A 19,083-nucleotide genomic window follows, 5' to 3' on the forward strand; every position below is an offset into this window, starting at 1 on the left:
AGAGCGTCGTGCCGCCGGCGGCGTGCCAACTGTCAGCCTTGGGGCGCAGTAGCGGTCCCCAACATCTGCCCGCCGCCTCGCCGCTACGCCCGCGGGGTTAAACAAGACGGATCGCGCGCCCGCGACGCCGCACTTGCCGTTCGACCGTGCGCATCATTTTTCGAACGTGTGCATCATCTATTGATCCTCGCTGGGCAACGCTGTGAAGCATTTTTTTAGCGTTAGGGCGCGAGCCCTCCGGTGTTTCGGGAACGATGAGGGACCGGAGGGCTTGCGCCCTGCCGCTAACACCTCGTCAAACGCAGGGAATAAATGCTTCACAGCGTTGCCCGGACGGGGTCTCATCGAGTTGCAGTACGCAGCGACAGTGGGTTCATGATACGATATCAGGTGCTCGACCCTGTGCCACCGTTGGGGAACACCCGTTATGCTTCGATTCACAACCGGCCATGCGTTTGCCAACTGCAGCGGTTTTCGACGCCGAAGTTTTCTTTGCGCCGGTGCCAGCGGGATCGCAGGGCTGACCCTCCCCGACGTGCTCGCCGCGGACGCACAATCATCAAGCGGATCGTCGCGAAAATCGGTCATCATCATTCACCTCGACGGTGGTCCGCCGCAGATGGATCTGATCGATCCCAAACCGGACGCCCCGGCGGAGTTGCGTAGCGCGTTCGCGCCGATCGGGACGAAGGTTCCCGGAATCGGACTGACGGAGTTGATGCCACGCTGCGCGGGAATTGCGAACCAACTCGTTTTTCTGCGGTCACTGGTCGGCGCGGATGGGAAACACCATGCGTTTCAATGCCAGAGCGGTTATAAGGAAATGGTGCTGCAATCGATCGGCGGCCGGCCGGCACTGGGCTGCGTGGTCAATCACTTGCTCGGGTCGCCGGAAGATCAGGTGCCCAATTTCGTTGATCTGATGCAGGGCCGGCCACTGGTTCGCAACAGCGCGCGACCTGGTTTCTTGGGGCCGAGCGTCAAACCGTTTCGACCGGACATCTCGGATCGATTCCAACGTGAGCTTGAGGAGGGCATGAAAGGCGAGTTGGCTCGGTTGGGCGACGGCCACAAAACAGAACTCAAGTTGATCAAGGAGTTGCCGGTCGATCGAATCGATGATCGCCTTGCGCTGCTGAAGCGTTTGGATCAGTTCAATCGCGCGCTCGACGATTCCGGTGAAATGGAAGCGATGGATCATTTCACAAGGCAGGCATACACCATCCTGACGTCGGGGGCGTTCGCCGGAGCAATGGATTTGGACCAGGAGGATTCTCGCGTGATCGCACATTACACGCCGGAGTTGCCCGCCGGCGGAACACAGTCCTACACCAGCGAAGGCCCCGAAGCGGCGCTGAAGTTTCTGCTGGCGCGGCGGTTGGTCGAAGCCGGTGTGCGTGTCGTCAGCATTTCGCTCAGTGATTTCGACACGCACTCGGACAACAACGATCGCATGAAACAACTCGGTCCACTGTTCGATTTCGGGTTCCACGCCTTGATCACGGATCTGCAGTCGCGCGGCATGCTGGAAGATGTCACCGTGCTGGCGTGGGGCGAGTTCGGTCGCACACCGAAGGTCAACGCCAAAGGCGGACGCGATCACTGGCCGCGACTGTCGATGGGGATGATGGCCGGCGGTGGCATGCCCGGAGGCGTCGTGCTGGGAAATACTGACAAGGTTGCCGGTGAAGCGACCGATCGTCCGGTCGACTATACCGACGTCGTCGCGACGCTGTATCACCAGCTGGGGATCGATCCCGGACGCATGATTCACGATCGCTCCGGCCGCCCCCACGTTTTGATGGATCACGGCGAAGTGATCCGCGAGTTGATCTAGCGGCACGCGGAAAACGCGTGCGATTGGATTTCCGTCTGTCGTGTCAGCGTTGCGGGCTGAAAGCCTCTCCCACGTTTTGAACTCGACACTTCTTCACTGCTTGTTGCGTCCTTGATCTGGGTTATTGCACGATGCGATATTTCTTTGTTCTCCTGATTGGCCTGTTGGTTTCCATTCCCGATGCGAAGTCGGCGGAACAGATGGATGCCGACGTACTGATCGTCGGTGGGACGGAATCAGGTTGGGCCGCGGCGATTCAAGCCGCGCGATTGGGCGTCAAGAAAATCGTCGTTGTCCACGACGGTCGCTGGCTGGGTGGTCAATTCACCGAACAAGCGCTGGCCTGCGTCGATGAAAACAAAGGCGTCGGCAAAGTCGGCTGGGGCGTGGACTGGCATCCGATGAAGCGTTCCTTTCACCGTTTCGGCCTGTTCAAAGAACTGATGGATCGGATCGAGGCGTTCAACACGGCAAAGTATGGATCGCCGATGCCGGGACGGCCCCACCACGGGCCGTCCACCTTTCGGCCGGCGGAAGCGGAGGCCATCTTCCGCGAGATGATTCGCCCCTATTTGCAAAACGGCCAAGTCCTGCTGGTGACCGATCGTTACCCGGTGAAAGCGGACGTCGAGCGGTCGGGGACGATTCCCAAGTTGTCGGGACTGTGGTTTGCGTCCGTCGATGGATCCGAAGCGGATTTACACGTCCGCGCGAACATCACGATCGACGCTTCGGATTGGGGCGATGCAATTCAAGTGTCAGGGGCCGCGTTCGAATACGGACCGGATCCACCGTCACGTTACGGCGAACCGAGTGCTCCAGAGAACGCGCCGAAGAATGAAATGAACCCGATCACTTGGGCGATGGTCGTTGAGGAATCCGATCAGGAGACACCGATCGCCGAGCCACCACGATTCGACGATCGAAACTATCCCCGCGCCACGCATTTCAGTTTGAACGAATTTCGCAACCTGGATTGGGACGTCAATCAAGTGGGACTGGGTGCGATCCGGCATTGGCCCGATGCCGGTGAGACTTCGAAGCGGCAGTTGAGCGTCTACTCGGTTCGTCGCATTGTCGAAGGCCGAACCAGTCGCGACGGCAAGACCGCGATCCTGCTGAACTACATGAACGGCCAGGATTATCCGCTGGAACGATTGCCGGCCCACGTCGCCGATGCACTCGACGCCACCGAGCCCGGCGCGTCACAGAAGAACATTGTGGTTCTGTCGCGGGCGCAGCGTGAGATCATCTTTCGAGATGCCAAACAACACGCACTCGGGGTGCTGTATCACCTGCAAAACTTTGTTCACCAGCGTGCGACCGACCGAACCAATTCCTTTCGTCGGTTTCATCTGAGCGACGAATTCGGAACACCGGACAGATTGCCGCCCAAACCTTACATCCGCGAGTCACTGCGTTTGAAAGCGATGTACATGATGCGTGAGCAAGATGGTCGCAATCGTGACGGCGAAACAAAAACCAAGGCGACGCCACGCTTCGCCGCGGTGATGTATCCCGATGGTTTGTTTGCCTGGCAGTTTCACTACGATTTCCACCGCACCGGGCGGACGTTTTTGATCAGCGAGAACCCTGACAGGGACGGAAACCAGGGACCTTGGATTGATTATCACAAACCGCTGCGACACACCAGTTTTTTGAGTGACCGCAGCGTGTTTCCGCTGCGTAGTTTGGTTCCCCAACGATTTGACGGGCTGCTGGGGGCGCAGGGCAATCTGGGGTTCAGCAGCATCGTCAGTGCCGCGATCCGATTGCACGATCAACGGATTCACGTCGGACAGGCGGCCGGAGCGACGGCCGCCGTTGCGATCGCCGCCGGCGTGGCGCCGCGAGAGATCCCGTACGATCGAGCGTTGCTGGAATCGGTTCGCCATGCATTGTGCGGTCAAGTCGATTCCGCGACTCCGATTCTGCTGTGGCCGTTTCGGGATTTGGATTCGGGGCATCCGGCGTTTGTCGCGATCAACCGCTTGGCCGCACTGGGGCTGCTTCCCCTGGGAACTCGCGACGTCGACTTTCGGCCCGATGATCGGGCAAGCTCAGAGTGGATCGCCGAAGTGGTGGCCAGAAGCGAAGGCTTGACGGTACCGCGGGAGTGGACGTCGGGGACGCGTGGAGCGTTTTGTCAGCTTTGGTGGAACGTGATTGAACAACAGGGGTGGGACGCGTGGAAAATCGATCGGATCAGTCTCGACGACGCAGACGGCGATGGCATCCCCGATCAAGACGATGCGTTGATATTCACGCCGAACGAACCGATCCGGTTCGAAATCGAGCGTCGTAAGTTGCCCGGCGATCGAGACGGTGTGCCGGATAAGACGAGCGCACCGAATCGATCCTTTGATTTTTGCGGTCCCGGTGTCGGCGTGGACGACGGATTCGTTGCCGACCATGGGCAACGTTTTGATCGCGAGCGGGGATACGGATGGACCGATGATCTGAGCCAAAACCATCGCAAGCGAAATCGGATCGATGGGCCGGGCGATTCCTTCGTGTTCACCCGCAAAACGGCCACCTGGGAGTGTCGCGTTTCCGACGGGCGTTATCGCGTCAGCCTCTGTGTCGGAGATGCGGGACACGAACAGTCGACGCAATCGGTGTCCGTCGAAGGGCACCCCTTGATCGACCGGATCAGCACGCCCGAGGGCGAGTTCATCGAAGTCACGCGAGAGATTTCTGTCCAAGACGGACGGTTGACCGTTGACATCGGCTCCGGTGCAGAGGGTTCCAATACCTGCCTCAATTGGCTGCAAGTCGAAGGGCCGCTTTAGCGGCAGGTGGGACAGGCTTCCCGTCTGTCTGATCCACATCAATGATGCCTGGAAACCGATCTCACCGCGCGCTCGATTGACACAAAGCAGCTACAATCTATTCTCACCGATTCACTTTGATCCTCTCCCTCCACAGACATCTCCTGTCATGAAGTTTCTTTGCACGTTCTTGGTGGTCGCCGCCGGATGGGCCGCCCTGCCGAATTTCTCCGTCGCCGCGGAACAACCCAACATCATGGTTTTCCTGGTCGATGACATGGGAATGATGGACACGTCCGTTCCCTTTTTGACCGATGAAGCGGGCAATCCAAAGCGCTACCCTCTGAACGATTATTACCGCACGCCTGCGATGGAACGGTTGGCCGCGCAAGGCATTCGGTTCAACCAGTTTTACGCGATGAGTGTTTGTTCGCCGACGCGGGTGAGCATCATGACCGGGCAGAATGCCGCTCGACACCGGACGACCAACTGGATCAACCCGCGGCAGGACAACGCGGGAAAGAACGGCGCACCGAATTGGAATTGGGCAGGGTTGAAAGAAGGCGACGTGACGTTGCCGGGCGTGCTGCGTGGACGTGGTTACAAGACGATTCACGTCGGCAAGGCGCACTTCGGACCGGAAGGGCACGAGGGGGCCGAGCCGCTGAACTTGGGGTTTGACGTCAACGTGGCCGGTGCCGCATTTGGAGCCCCAGGCAGCTACTACGCAGAAAAAAACTACGGTGCGGGAACCAAACGCGCCCATCACGCAGTCCCCGGACTGGACAAGTACCATGGCAGCGACACGTTCTTGACCGAAGCGTTGACGATCGAAGCCAAGCAACGCGTGACCGAAACGGTGGAACAAGACAAGCCGTTCTATTTATATTTCTCGCACTACGCGGTCCACGCCCCGTTCGATTCCGACCCGCGTTTTGCCGACCACTACAAGGATTCCGGCAAACCCGCCAACGCGCAGGCCTTTGCCACCTTGATCGAAGGCATGGACAAATCGCTCGGCGACATGCTGGACCACCTCAACGAACTCGGTGTCGCCGAAAACACACTGATCTTATTCTTGGGTGACAACGGCAGCGACGCGCCTTTGGGGCATCAGCACGAGGTCGCTTGTGCAGCACCGCTGCGTGGAAAGAAAGGCGCACACTACGATGGCGGCATGCGTGTGCCGTTGATCGCCGCGTGGGCAAAGCCGAATCCGGACAACGCGCTGCAGCAATCCCTTTCGATCCCCGCCGGCGCGATTCAACACCAAGTCGCATCGGTCGAGGACTTGTTCCCCACGTTGACGCAGCTCACCGCGGCCGAAGTCCCGGAAAGTCACGTCGTCGACGGGGCACCGTTGCAAACGCTGCTGACCGGGCAAACCGACGCCGATCGCCCGCAGCAATTCTTGATGCACTATCCGCACGGGCCGCACCGCAGCAACTACTTTACCGTCTGGCGTGACGGGGACTGGAAAGTCATCTACCACGCGCTGCCGGAAACGAAGACCACCGGTGGTCACATTCAGTTCAGCGATGGAAACTACGAGTTGTTCAACCTGGCCGACGATCCCTTTGAGTCGAACAACTTGGCCAAGTCTCGGCCCAAGGTGCTCAAACGCATGATGCAGGGATTGATCGAGGCCCTGCAGCAGCACGACGCGGTCTACCCGGTCGATGACGCGGGCAATGTGGTCGTGCCGCAATTGCCGTAGTGAACGAGGATGGCGGAATGACTGAAGGATTGAAGTGGCAGGATGATTCGGGGATAAGTCAAATGGCTATCTCATCATTCTGCCAGCCGATCATTCTGCCATTCCTGTTTTGGAGAGGCCGCCGGTGCGGCGGGGAGTCGCAAGCTGGAAGCTTACGCCACTTTGGGCTTACCTTACTTGGGAGCAATTTGCTTGAGGTGCTTTGATTCGAGTTCGGCGTAACAATCTGGCAGATCAAAGTGGGCGAGCACATCGGGTAACAAGGTCGCCAGCGGCCAGTCGTAGTGCTCGCTTTCGGCAATCGCGGAATACGATGGCAAGGCCTGCTTCAGCGTTACCTGCTTGACATGGTCCGAAAGAACACCGGCGAAGGTTGCTGGTAGGGTTCCCCAGCCAAGTCCTGCCAAATGGATCTCGGTGTGACCGATCGATGCGAGCCAATCGAGCACGCGTAGCACATCAAACGTTTTCTGGCCCACGTAGGGTCGCCCCAGCATCACGCTGTGGATGGCGTACAGGTAGTCGCTGCCGTAGGGGCTGTGGAACGTGCCGGGTTGGCTGGTGCCGGGAAGTGACTCGCCGATGCCCCGGACGTCGAGCGTGAAGAACGGCGTTTCGGGTTCGGATTGAATCAGTTCGCCGATCAGCGGTTCGTCGCGCAATTCGGCGTCGCTGGACAAATGTGAAACGTACAGCACGGCGCGTTTGCCGGCGCGCGGCGGACGTGAATGCCAGCGCTGGTCGGTCAAGCGATAAACGATCGCATGGATTCCCGGTTCGGTTGCCACGGTGTAACCCATCGCGTACTTCGAAGGGTATCCCTTTGCGTTCAGGTAGCTGAAGTTTCGATAGTCGGGGACGTTTAGCCCATCGAGGTTCAGCTTTAGAACATCGATCAGGGTCGATCGCAGCGTTTGTCCGCGCGGGCTGTTCCGTTTCTTCGCGAGCTGTTCTGATTTCTCTCGCGTGAAATCAAAGACAGTGCGAGTGCCGTCCAACCGTGCGACTTGTCCCTCGGGGGTGCACCACAGCGTTTCGTCTTTCTCGATCTGGATGTCCGGCTCAGCGGTAAAGGGAACCTTACCCGTCGTGGTCAACATGCCGTCGAACAGGCCGTCGGTTTGTCGATCGTCCCATCCAACCGCACGGTTGAACCAGGCATACATGGCCTCGCGGTTTTCTTGCGAGTATCCATGCCCGGTCGGTCCGACAAACAGCGCCACGTTGTCTTCGGCGCCGAGCAATTTGTACAGCCGGCGAAGACGCTCGTACGTCTCTTCCGCGCCGCGAACGTCAAAGAAGTCTTGTTCTTTGGCCAGAATGATGATGGGCTTGGGCGCCATCGCGGCCAGGAAATCGCTGTGGTCCAGTCCCAGAGGAAATACATCCGGCGGGCACTGCTCGGTGTCTTGCGGCAATTCGTTTTCCAAATTGCGTCGGAACGTGGAAACAAAACACGCCGGGGCTCCCATCGACCAACGGTCATCCAGCCCACACAACCAGGTGGTCATCGTCCCGCCGCCGGAATTGCCGGTCACGCCGATCCGCTGTGGATCGACTTCGGGGCGGGTGAGCAAATAATCAAGGGCGCGGATTCCATCCCAGGCGCGCCAATTGCCAAAAAACTCGCCGACAAGAAACTGTTGGTTGCCCGCGTGCAGGTGTTCACGGACACCGACGCCGATTTCGGATTTCAGGTTTTCATCGGGGTACTGCAAACGTTCGCCTTGTCCGATCGGATCGTAGATCAAACAGACATAACCGAGTCGCGCCAACCCTTGTGCGAACGCTTGATAGGGCTCGGCGGCCTTGCCGTTGGAGGAATGGCCGCAGGTCCCCACGACCGCGGGCAGTTTCCCGCTTGCGTCGTTGGGAATGTAGAGGTTCGCCGTGACAGGAAACCCGGGACGGCTTTCAAAGATCACGTTTTCGATTCGATAGGTGTCGCGTTGGACGGTTCCGGTGACGCGGGCGTTCAGTGGTGTCTTGTCCGGATTGGGGCCAAAAGATTGGCGACACTTCGCTTGAACCGATTCAACATAACGCCGCGCATCTTGCTCGGTCTTCAATCCATTGAGTGATCGGCGGTGTTCGTTTTCGAACTGTCGCAACTGGTGAACAAAGAATTCCTGAATCATTCGCGGGAATCGATTCCGGGGGGCGACCTCCTCCGCTGCAAACGCGGTCGGGTGACACAACGAGCCGATCATCGGCAGCGCGAGGGAATGCCCGGCGACGGCTTTGAGCGCATGGCGACGTGAAAAAGAGAAACGCGGCGGTTGATCGGGTCGGAATCGCGAATCGTTCATGGAGGGCAACTCTTGGGGAAGGGGGTGGGCAATCGCGGAGGCGTCGAATTGACGGACGAACCGATTCGATTCGAGTATTCGTCGAGGGCATCGTCGTCTATAATGACCAGCCCATCCTACAATGAAGAGAGAATCCCGTGTGGCAACTTTGATTGCCAACCCGGGTTGCTCCTGCCCACCTCAACAGTTTTTATGGCATCACGATTTGCCCAATCGGTTTGCGCGCCTGTGGTTGTGTTTTCACTGGCAGTTATCTTTGCAGACCTGTGCGGTTCGGAACGACCTTTCGCCAGTGCCGAAGACGCGCGTGCAGTCGACTCAGGTACCGACGACGCGGGTTCGAAGGGGTTGACCGCTGAGGGTGCCGTTGAGTTCGTGCAATCGTATTGCATCGATTGCCACGTCGGCGAAGATGCGGAGTCGGGATTGGACTTGGAGGGATTCGCATCAGCCGAAGACGTCGCAAGTTCGATTGAGGCTTGGAACCGAATCGCGACCCGGGTTCACGAAGGCCAAATGCCGCCGTCGGATTCCGAGATGCCATCGCAGCAGAGCCGCTCGGCATTCGTCCGTTGGATTCGCGACACGATTTATCAAGCGGTTTGCGACGACGGCGTTCAACCAGGCGGCCCGATGTTGCGACGGCTGAACCGGACCGAATACGCCAACACCGTTCGCGACTTGCTGGGCATTCCCATCAACGCGGGCCACGCGTTGCCCGACGATGGAGCGGGCGGCGAAGGGTTTGACAACGCGGCGGAGACGCTGTTCATTTCGCCGATCTATGCCGAAAAGTACTTGGATGCCGCACGGTCGGCGATCGGCCACGCGTTGAAAGACCCCGACGATCGAGAACGGATCATCACCGCCACGCCGAACGACAAACGGTCACCGGAACAAGCCGCCCGCGAAGTGCTCGCCGGATTCCTGCCGCGAGCGTTTCGCCGTCCCGCCAGTACGGAAGAAATCGACGAATACACTCAGCTGTTCAATCAAGTCTACGAAGAAGACCAGTCCTACATCAGCGCGATCGAGTTCACGTTGGTCGCCGCGATGGTGTCGCCCAAGTTTTTGTTCTTGTTCGAACAAGCCGCCGAAACCGACGAACCGACTCTGGTTTCACAGTACGAGATTGCATCGCGGCTGTCGTACTTTCTGTGGGCGTCGATGCCGGACGACGAACTGATGCGTTTAGCGGCGCAAGGCAAGTTGCACGACGACGACGTTTTGGAACAGCAGGTCGCCCGGATGTTACGCAGTGACGTCGACCGCCGCGGTCTGAGACGCGGGGCGAAGGTTCGTGAATTCGCCACCAGTTTTGTCGAACAATGGTTGGGCACGCGGGCGCTCGGACGCGAATTCAAACCCGACAAATCCGTCGCGCTCAAGTACGACTCCGAACTCGAAGGCGGCATGAAGTACGAGCCGATCTTCTTTTTCGAAGACTTGCTGGCCGACAACCGTTCGCTTTTGAACTTGATCGATTCTGATTTTACCTACGTCAATCGAACGCTGGCCCGGCATTACATGGTCAAGGGTGAGTTTCGTGAGCAGCCCAAGAAGGTCGAACTCAGTGAGAAGGACCATCGTGGTGGGTTGTTGGGCATGAGCGCGGTGCTGGCCGTTTCATCGTTCCCGCACCGAACCAGTCCCGTTTTGCGCGGGAAATGGGTGTTGGAAACGCTGTTGGGCACCCCACCGCCGCCGGCACCGCCGAATGTACCGGCCTTGGAAGAAACCGTTGATGCCGCCCAGCCGTCATCGCTGCGGGAGCGATTGGAAAAGCATCGATCGGATCCGGTCTGCGCCTCCTGCCACCAGGCGATGGATCCACTCGGGTTCGGACTGGAAAACTATGACGTGCTCGGCCGATGGCGGACGGTGGCCGATGGCGTCGCGATCGATGCCAGTGGACAGCTTCCCAGCGGCGAGACGTTCAACGGGCCCGACGAATTGAAGGGGCTGTTGATGGATCGCAAAGAGCAGTTCATGCGGAATTTGACGTCCAAAATGCTCGGCTATGCTTTGGCTCGTGGACTGACCAATGAAGATGCCTGTGTGGTCGAGTCGATCACGCGAAAACTGGCGGAAGACGACTACAAAGCGCAAACGCTGATTCTAGAGATCGTCAAGAGCGTGCCGTTTCGATACAAGCAGGGTTCGTAGCTTCGCTTGTTTTCAACAAGCTACAATGAAAGCGAACATTCAAAATAGGATGAAACACATGAACGTCTACTTGGACGACGAGACGAATCGTCAGATGCCGCTATCACGTCGTACGCTGTTACGTGGTGCGGGGGCGGCCTTGGCGCTACCGTGGCTCGAAGCGATGATGCCCGGCAAGGTTTCGGCGGCCGAATCGGAGGGCAAGGCACCGGAGGATTCGCCGCTGCGGATGGCGGCGCTGTTCGTCCCCAACGGCGTCCGGCAAGACATGTGGACGCCGGAGAAGACCGGCCGCGATTTCGACTTGTCACCGACATTGGAGCCGCTGGCCGACGTCAAGGATCAGCTTCTGGTGCTGACGAAATTGTGGAACCAGGCCAGTAACTTCGGCGACGGGCACTACGTCAAGTGTTCTGGATTCTTGACCTGCACCACGATCAACAAGTCATTGGGGATCGATCTGAACTGTAACGGGCGGTCGATGGATCAGGTGGCCGCCGATTACGCTGGGAAACTCACGCCGCTGCCGTCGCTGGAACTCGGCATCGATCCGGTCACGACCGGCGTCGACACCAACGTCGGTTACACGCGTGTTTATGGATCGCACATCGCCTGGAGCGGTCCGACGAGTCCGCTGGCGCGGGAGTTGAATCCGCACCTGGTGTTTGACCGGCTGTTCCGCGCCGGCAACCCCAACAAGGGAGCGGCTCAGCGTGATCGGCTGCTGTTGGACCGCGTCCTGGAAGATGCCGATCAGTTGAAGCATCGACTCGGTGCGGCGGATCGACAGCGGATGGAAGAGTACCTGCAATCGGTCCGCTCAGTCGAGAAACGCTTGCAGAACCAGGATGCCGGCGGAGCCACACAATGGCAACCGCTGGTCAAGCTGGACCGCCAGAGCCGGCCTCCGGAACAACGTCCCGACGCCTATGTCGAGCAGGTTCGGTTGATGTTGGACATGATCGCGCTGGCGTTCCAAACCGACACCACACGCGTCTGTACCTTCATGTTCGGCAACGCCGTCAGCGGCCGCAACTTTTCGTTCCTGGACGGTGTTTCCGGCGGTCACCACGACACCTCGCACCACCAGAACAACGAAGACAAGCTGCGTCAGTATCAACTGATCAATCGCTGGCATGTGGAACAGTACGCGTACTTGCTCGAAAAACTTCGCTCGATGAAAGAGCGCGAGGGAACGGTACTCGACAACTCGATGATCTTGTACGGGTCTGGGTTACGTGACGGAAACAGCCACAACCCGCACAATCTGCCGATCTTGCTGGGCGGCAGCGGTGGCGGACGCATTGCCACCGGCCAACACCTGTCCTTCGGTCGCGACACGCCGCTGGCGAATCTGTATGCCGCGATGTTGAACGCATTCGGAACCGGGCACGAGCGATTCGCCGATAGCACGGGGATTTTGCCGGGAGTGCTGAGCTGATTGATGGAGGTCCGGTCGCTGCGGAGCAGCGTGTGGGATGCGTCTGAAGGCTGGACACCAACATGCGCTGGTGTGCAGGCTTTAGCCGCTCGTCTTGCTGCTTCGCAGCGCGTGGGATGCGCCTGAAGGCTGGACACCAACCTGCGCTGGTGTGCAGGCTTTAGCCGCCCGGGTCGCTGCTTCGCAGCGAGTGCGTTGCGCCTGAAGGCTGGACACCAACGTGCGCTGGTGTCCAGGCTTTAGCCGCCCGGGTCGCTGCTTCGCAGCGAGTGGGATGCGCCTGAAGGCTGGACACCAACCTGCGCTGGTGTGCAGGCTTTAACCGCCCGTCTTGCTGCTTCGCAGCGCGTGGGATGCGCCTGAAGGCTGGACACCAACCTGCGCTGGTGTGCAGGCTTTAGCCGCCCGGGTCGCTGCTTCGCAGCGCGTGGGATGCGCCTGAAGGCTGGACACCAACCTGCGCTGGTGTGCAGGCTTTAGCCGCCCGGGTCGCTGCTTCGCAGCGAGTGCGTTGCGCCTGAAGGCTGGACACCAACGTGCGCTGCTATCGACGTCGGGGCTTGGCGAATCGGCTGAGCATGGCGGGCAACAGCAGCACGTCGGCGAACAGCGCGGTGGCCAGGGTCAGGCATCCCATGATGCCGAACAGTCGAGCGTCGCGAGAATCACCGGCGATCGCCGATCCCAAGCCCGCGACCAGGACAATCGTCGTCATCAACAGCGCCGACCCGACTCCGGTGAACGCGCGGCGAATGACCTCCTGGTGTTGCCCACCGTGTTTCATCTCTTCCTGGTAACGCGTCAGAAAATGAATCGTGTCGTCGACCGCGATACCGACACAAATCGTGAACACACACACCGTCACCATCTCCAGATGTTGGCCGCTGACGACCAGCATGGTGGCCGTCGCGGCGAGCGGAAACAGATTCGGAATGATGGAGATCAATCCGATTCGGATCGAGCGATAGACGAGCGTCAACACCATCCAGATGACGACACTGGCTGTTCCCAAGCTGGTGGCCAGATCGGTGACGATTTGATAGATGTTTCGCCATCGCCAGACCGCGTTTCCCTGTAGCTCCAAGTCGAAATCGGGATGCCGCTCGGCGATCGTATTCAATCCAGCGTCGATCCGTTGAAACGGCTTGCTGTAGGCGGCGATGCCTAAATCCTGGACACGAAACTGGATTGAGGCGAAGCGGTGTTCGGGGATGTAGAAGGCGCGTTTGAGCGACGGCGGCAGCAGTTCGAGCAGCGTCATGCGTTCCTTTGCGTCTCCGTCACCCGGCAGTGCCGCCAGCAATTGTCCGATCCCCAGCGGATTGCCGATCAGCGGTTCGCTGGCCAACAAGGCATCGATTTCGCCGAGCACGTCCAGCAGTTCGCTTTCGTCCGAATCGTTGAACCAGCGGACGTCGACAGTGCTGAATTCCAGTCCGCCGAGTGACCGGTCCAGGTGCCGAAGCGCCTGAGCCGCCTCGCCGGACTCGCTCAATCCGCTGTAACGCTTTTCGTCGGGTTGCAGTTGCAAAGAAATCAATGCCATGGCGAAGGTGGTGGCGATGGCGATACGGGCGACCGCGCGGTCTCGGCGCAGCACCCAATCAACCAGCGGCCCGATCCGCCTCAATTGGCCGTCGACCAGACTTTTGCCCAGCCCGATATGCAGGCGTCGTCCCAGTGGCGACCGACATCCCAGCGGAATCACTGTCAACACGCTGATGAACGTCATCGCAACACCGACGACGCAGCAAAGCCCGAAGTCGCGAACGATCTCGTGATGAGCCCATAGCAGCGACAGGAATCCGATTGCCGTGGTGGTGCTGGTCAGCAAACACGCCATGCCGACGCGCGAAATCCCACGCCGTGCCGCCTCTTTGACTTCCAGACCGTTGGCACGTTGTTGGCGGATCTCGACCATCAAATGCACCGAGTCGGTCAGTCCGACCAGACTGACCAGCACGGGAACGATGATGTCGTTGAACGGGTTGTCTTGCAGATCCAGAAAATGCAACATCCCGGTGGTCCACAAAACACCGACGGCCGGCGCCACCGCGACGATCACCACGGCCGAGAATCCGCGAAACAGAATCACTGCCGAGAGCAACATGATCGAGTACCCGATCAGTTGGTACTTGGTCGAATCCGTCACGTGATTGTTGGCCATCATCAAATGCAACGGCACCGGTCCGGTCAGTTGAAACTCCAATGCGACACCGGGGATGGTCGCTGCAATCGACTCGGCACGTTCCCGGATCTCGCTGGTCACCGCTTCGTCGCTGGTGACAAAGAACCAGTCGATGCCGAGGTGCATCAACACCGTCCGCCCGTCCTGGGAGATCAGTTGACCGACCGCCAGCGGATTCTCCAGCACTCGACTGCGAGCCTCGTCCAACTGACGCTGCGATGCGTTGTCGCTGGGCAGCAGCGTTCCCGAGAGTCCGAACAGGTTGAAACCGGGAACGCTGTCGAGCCACATCACGTCGTCGATTTGGGGCATCGACTGCAGCCCTTCGGCGACCCGCCGCATCGCTCGCAGATGCGATCCGGTGAACAAGTCCGCTGTGCCCGACGGGTCGACGCGCGCGACCAAGACGCATTGTCCGCCGCCGACTTGAAAGGGCTGGACGTTGTCGGGGACACGGCCGCCACTGGGGTAGTCCATGTCGCGTCGATCGGAGCGATTCGTTGCTCCCGAATCGTCAGCCTGCTGCACCGTTTCGGGGATCAGATCCGTGATCAGTGCGGGGTTGGTAAACCCGATCGTCGCCAGCGTCGACATGGCGAAAAACACCGCCAGTTGTGCCCCGGGGTGATCGGCCCACCAAAAGAACAGCCGTGCGCCGATCCCCGCTGTTTGTTTCATCCGTGTCACAGGCGCTCCGCCGCGGCGGCTCTGATCTCATCACGTTCGATTCTTCTGTCATGATTCCGGTCGATGCGATTGAATCCGAATCGCTGAAATGCAACCGGTGTCTCGTCACGTTCGATGATCCCGTCTCGGTTCGTATCCATGGACGCCATGAACTTGGTCACGTGGTCCTCGATCTGTTTGTCGCGTTCGGCCTGTTGGCGTTGCGAGAGTGGCTTTGGCTTTTGAACTCGGTAATGCGGACCGCCGCGGGGGATGGCGACGTCAAAGAAAGCAATGGCCATCTCTTCCCAGGTTTGATCACCCCAGGAGACGAAATCGTCGGGGTCGGGGTTAAACGGATTGCTCGAGGAATTGTCAAAGCGGACGGACATCTCCAATGATTCGACATCGTTCAGATCGACCGGTGTGTTGAATTCGTACCAATGCTGCCAGTTGAAATCGTAATGGGGCACGCTGAGTAACGGTTTGACTTGCCCGCCGGGGCGATTGGCTTGCAACCAGAACGATTTGCCACGCAGGTGCATGTGCGGTGTGATGCCCAGCATTCGGCTGTTCGGCGGAAAAGAATCGACCGTCATGGTGACGGTGTGATCGCTGACGCCGGGGGGAATCTCGAACTCGTGATCGATCGCCAGTTGCGTGAACACCTCGTGGCTGACATCGTCCGCGGCGGTCTCCCACACGCCGACCCGCGTCAAATCACCCGCCTTGCGGCCGTTGGGGGTGTAGTGCATTTGGAACACCAGTTTCGAACCGGCGGGGACCAACCGAGCGTGACCTTCGGGCAGGGCGACGGCGCGTTGTCCGGGCACATAGGCCGCCATCCAACCGATGCCGTGGAATCCGTTGCCGTCGGGCGGTCGCACAAAAACGATCGCGTGGTGCACCACACTCGCATTCCCTGGGATCACCTGTGCCGCGCGAATCCAACGGTCTTCGGTCCACTTCGGGTCGACCACAAAGTACTGGTATTCGACGACGCCTTCGGCGGGGACGGTGAAGGGACGGTCGCGCATCGCGATCTCATCGTCCGGTTCGGTTTCAAACTGCCACCCGCCGGTCCATTGCGGAAGCGGCGGGAGATCTCCGTTGTCGCCTTGTGGCATTCCGCTGTCCAGCCAGGTGGCAATCTTGTCGCGCGTCTCCTGCGGCATCCTCCGCTCGCCGACGAAATGCCCGATGTCGGGGTCGGCGTGCCAGGGCGGCATGCGTTTCTGGTCGATGACTTCCAAGATCATCTGCCCCCAACCGACCACTTCGTCGTAGTCCGTCAGGGCCATCGGCGCGATCTCACCGCCGCGGTGACATTCCACGCAGTGTTCGTTCAGGATCGATGCGATGTCGGCGTTGAAGGTCACCGGTGCCGTAGCAGAATCCTTCGTCGAATGTTTCGCGGTGCGTGTAATCAAGCAACCGACGCTGGTGGTCTTGGGCGCTGGGATCGGATGGCCCGACAACAGGGATTCGAGGGCATCGTGCAGATCGTTCTGCGTCGGCCGGGCTCGCGAGACGCCTGGTTCGTACTGATCGTCGATGCGTCCTTGGTAAACGATCTTGCCACCGGCATCGACCACAAACACTTCGGGGGTGCGTGTCGCACCAAAGGCGTCGGCGATCGATTGATCGGCGTCTTTGACCATCGGAAACTCGATCGCGTACTTCTTTGCATAGGCATCGATTTCCGCAGGAGAATCTTGCACGTTGCTGTTGACGCCCAGACACACGACGCCACGACCGGCATACCGATCAGCCATTCGCTGCAGACGCGGGCCGTAAAGTCGTGCGAGCGGGCATTCTGTCCCCAGGAAACAAACCACGTGGACCGCAGAATCGTCCAGCGAGATCGCTCGTCCGTTCGTTCCGCGAAAGGTCAGCCGGTGAAGCGTGACGGTGTCCGCGGCAGAAGCATCTCCCGCGAACAGACAAACCAACAAGCTGCAAACGATGAAAATGCGAAGCACAATCGTGTTCATCAATGGAAGGCTTCCTACGGTCGATCCCAGCGGGTACGCGATGTCACTCAGCCCCGTTCGAGTCCACCCTGCCGGGGCGTCTCGATTCCGCCATCGCCCTAGCGGCTCGTTCGGCTGCCATTGCTTGTTGGCGCATTTGTTGCACTTGTTGCCGCGCACGCTCGGCAGTAAGTCTAGCGTGCATCAGCCGCATTTGAAACAGAGTGCCGCCAGCCAGCACCAGGCACAGGGTGATGCCGACGACCGCGCGTTTGCGGTAGGCCTGACCGCCAATCCATGTGACAACAAAAAACGCGAACGCGATCAGCACGAACCCGAGCGGAGGCAGGTTTCGAATGAACATCGCAAGGAAACCGAGTGATGCGAACGCGAGACCGGCCCAAAAGCAGATCTTGCCAAACCCACCCGTTTGACGATCGGCGGGATCGTGCGAAACGGTTTCCGGCGGTGACTGATAGGGGTTTGTGCCCTAGTATTCCGCCGCACCTTGGTTTTCGGGTAGGCGGTAGTGGACGAGGCGACGAGTCCTCTGTAGTCGGCATATTGGCAAGGACTCGTCGCCTCGTCCACTACCCGAAAATTGAGCTGCGATAGACTACTAGTGGTATCGTGAATTGTCGCCGCCGTCCCAGAGGTCGGGGTTGCTGCCCAGGGCGGTTTTCAGTTCATCGGTTGCCGCGTCCAAGGCGGCGACCGTGTCGGCGGACAGTGAGCGTTCAAGGAAATCGACGTTCTGTCGTAGCTGATCGGTGTTGCGGGCACCGGCGATCACGCTGACCACGCCGGGTTTGGAGAGCGTCCACGTCAAGGCGAGCTCTGCCATGCTGCAGCCGACCGAAGCAGCGATTTCGCGGATCCGATCCAGCGCCGCAAAGGTCTCGGATTCGCATCCGGGTTCTCCATGTCGCGCCAGTGGGCGGTCGGTCGTGAAGTGTCGCGAACGGGCTCGACCGTCGGGAACTTCGGCGGCCGTTTTGTATTTGTCGGCCAGCATGCCGTGCATCAATGGGCTGTAGACCAGGATCCCGATGCCTGCTTCAACACACCGTGGTTGTATTTCGAACTCGATCATTCTGGCGATCAAGTTGTACGGCAGTTGATTCGTCAGCGGTTTTTGCAACGCGAGGATGTCGCCCAAGTCCTTGACACCTGCGTTGCAAACGCCGATGTGACGCACCTTGCCTTCCTGTTGAAGCTCTCGCAGGGCGTCCCAGGTTTCGGCGATCGGGACGTCGGGACTGGTCCAATGGGTTTGATACAAATCCAAGTAGTCGGTTTGCAGACGAGCGAGTGATGCTTCGCAATCGGTTTTGACATCCGCCGGACGCATCATGTCCGGACGGACCTTGCTGGCGATGACCACCTGGTCACGCAGGTTGTTCTCCGCGATCACTTTTCCGAGCAAGGTTTCGCTGGCACCGTCGCCATACACCGGAGCGGTGTCAAAGAAATTGACGCCGGCATCGACGGCAGCCAACATCGCCCCGATCGATTCCTCTTCGGCGCGATCGCCCCAATGGAAGTCGCTGGTGATTCCCCAACATCCGAAGCAAAGCTGGGAAACAGAAAGATCGGTACCGGGGAACAGATGGTATTTCATCGAAATCGTTGTCGTGGGAAAACGCGGCTGGATGGTTCGAAAGACGGCTGGTGGGTTCGTAGTTTAGCAATGAGTGGCCAATCGATGTCTTGGGTTGCATCGCTGGTGGGACGGTCATGGTGAGACGGGGTGGCAGGATGATGGGGTGGCAAAAAAATGGGGGCAAAACAATGGGGACAAAACAATGGGGACAAAACAATGGAGGCAGGATGATGGGGGCAGAATGATGGGGGTGTTGTCTGATTCTGGCTTCGCGATCTATGCGGTCAGGACATCATTCTGCCCCGAATCATTCTGCCACCTCATGCCTTCTTTCATTCCCCCAACTCGCACACTTTCGCAACGAACGGACGATTACGGTTGTGTAATGACGACATCTAGATTCCGTCCGTCG

Annotated in this window: 10 protein-coding genes; 6 read left to right on the top strand and 4 right to left on the bottom strand. The window is 59.2% G+C overall.

Annotated features, from left to right (window positions below; translation table 11 throughout):
• The first annotated feature begins 427 nt into the window (after positions 1-427).
• The 3 genes from TBK1r_RS07660 to TBK1r_RS07670 all read left to right on the top strand — a co-directional run bounded on the left by TBK1r_RS07660 (position 428) and on the right by TBK1r_RS07670 (position 6,325).
• Positions 428-1,837: a DUF1501 domain-containing protein gene (locus tag TBK1r_RS07660; protein ID WP_145208645.1), complete on the top strand. Its 1,410-nt coding sequence runs from the start codon at positions 428-430 to the stop codon at positions 1,835-1,837.
• A 131-nt stretch (positions 1,838-1,968) separates the two neighbouring features.
• Positions 1,969-4,629: an FAD-dependent oxidoreductase gene (locus TBK1r_RS07665; protein WP_145208647.1), complete on the top strand. Its 2,661-nt coding sequence runs from the start codon at positions 1,969-1,971 to the stop codon at positions 4,627-4,629.
• A 148-nt stretch (positions 4,630-4,777) separates the two neighbouring features.
• Positions 4,778-6,325, top strand: a complete 1,548-nt coding sequence (locus TBK1r_RS07670) for a sulfatase (RefSeq protein ID WP_145208649.1) — start codon at positions 4,778-4,780, stop codon at positions 6,323-6,325.
• 173 nt (positions 6,326-6,498) lie between these two features.
• Here the strand turns inward: TBK1r_RS07670 and TBK1r_RS07675 are convergent, their stop codons facing one another.
• The gene (locus tag TBK1r_RS07675; protein ID WP_145208651.1) at positions 6,499-8,634 is read right to left on the bottom strand and encodes an alpha/beta hydrolase family protein; all 2,136 of its coding nucleotides are present in this window, start codon (positions 8,632-8,634) and stop codon (positions 6,499-6,501) included.
• Between the two features lie 192 nt (positions 8,635-8,826).
• On the opposite strand from TBK1r_RS07675, the gene TBK1r_RS07680 reads away from it, so the two are divergent.
• Complete coding sequence (locus TBK1r_RS07680; protein WP_419581100.1) at positions 8,827-10,800, top strand: DUF1592 domain-containing protein; 1,974 nt, start codon at positions 8,827-8,829, stop codon at positions 10,798-10,800.
• A gap of 58 nt (positions 10,801-10,858) precedes the next feature.
• Entirely contained in the window at positions 10,859-12,241 is a 1,383-nt protein-coding gene (locus TBK1r_RS07685; RefSeq protein ID WP_419581101.1) for a DUF1552 domain-containing protein, read from the top strand.
• Between the two features lie 544 nt (positions 12,242-12,785).
• Here the strand turns inward: TBK1r_RS07685 and TBK1r_RS07690 are convergent.
• Positions 12,786-15,107 carry an efflux RND transporter permease subunit gene (locus tag TBK1r_RS07690; protein WP_145208655.1) on the bottom strand — a complete coding sequence of 774 codons (2,322 nt, stop codon included), beginning with the start codon at positions 15,105-15,107 and terminating at the stop codon, positions 12,786-12,788.
• Positions 15,108-15,112: 5 nt separating this feature from the next.
• Positions 15,113-17,089: a redoxin domain-containing protein gene (locus TBK1r_RS07695; RefSeq protein WP_145208657.1), complete on the bottom strand. Its 1,977-nt coding sequence runs from the start codon at positions 17,087-17,089 to the stop codon at positions 15,113-15,115.
• Here TBK1r_RS07695 and TBK1r_RS07700 point away from each other — a divergent pair.
• Positions 17,061-17,450 carry a hypothetical protein gene (locus TBK1r_RS07700; RefSeq protein WP_145208659.1) on the top strand — a complete coding sequence of 130 codons (390 nt, stop codon included), beginning with the start codon at positions 17,061-17,063 and terminating at the stop codon, positions 17,448-17,450. The two genes, TBK1r_RS07695 and TBK1r_RS07700, sit on opposite strands and share 29 nt — an antisense overlap.
• Before the next feature lie 237 nt (positions 17,451-17,687).
• On the opposite strand, the gene TBK1r_RS07705 is transcribed toward TBK1r_RS07700, so the two are convergent.
• Entirely contained in the window at positions 17,688-18,689 is a 1,002-nt protein-coding gene (locus TBK1r_RS07705) for an aldo/keto reductase (protein ID WP_145208661.1), read from the bottom strand.
• Positions 18,690-19,083 lie beyond the last annotated feature (394 nt).

The sequence above is a fragment of the Stieleria magnilauensis genome (genome assembly GCA_007753675.1).
GTDB lineage: Bacteria > Planctomycetota > Planctomycetia > Pirellulales > Pirellulaceae > Stieleria > Stieleria magnilauensis.

Coding starts and splice junctions, on each gene's coding strand:
- TBK1r_RS07700 (WP_145208659.1), top strand. CDS start 17,061: ATGAAAATGCGAAGCACAATCGTGTTCATCAATGGAAGGCTTCCTACG.
- TBK1r_RS07685 (WP_419581101.1), top strand. CDS start 10,859: ATGAACGTCTACTTGGACGACGAGACGAATCGTCAGATGCCGCTATCA.
- TBK1r_RS07695 (WP_145208657.1), bottom strand. CDS start 17,089: ATGAACACGATTGTGCTTCGCATTTTCATCGTTTGCAGCTTGTTGGTT.
- TBK1r_RS07660 (WP_145208645.1), top strand. CDS start 428: ATGCTTCGATTCACAACCGGCCATGCGTTTGCCAACTGCAGCGGTTTT.
- TBK1r_RS07670 (WP_145208649.1), top strand. CDS start 4,778: ATGAAGTTTCTTTGCACGTTCTTGGTGGTCGCCGCCGGATGGGCCGCC.
- TBK1r_RS07705 (WP_145208661.1), bottom strand. CDS start 18,689: ATGAAATACCATCTGTTCCCCGGTACCGATCTTTCTGTTTCCCAGCTT.
- TBK1r_RS07690 (WP_145208655.1), bottom strand. CDS start 15,107: ATGAAACAAACAGCGGGGATCGGCGCACGGCTGTTCTTTTGGTGGGCC.
- TBK1r_RS07675 (WP_145208651.1), bottom strand. CDS start 8,634: ATGAACGATTCGCGATTCCGACCCGATCAACCGCCGCGTTTCTCTTTT.
- TBK1r_RS07665 (WP_145208647.1), top strand. CDS start 1,969: ATGCGATATTTCTTTGTTCTCCTGATTGGCCTGTTGGTTTCCATTCCC.
- TBK1r_RS07680 (WP_419581100.1), top strand. CDS start 8,827: ATGGCATCACGATTTGCCCAATCGGTTTGCGCGCCTGTGGTTGTGTTT.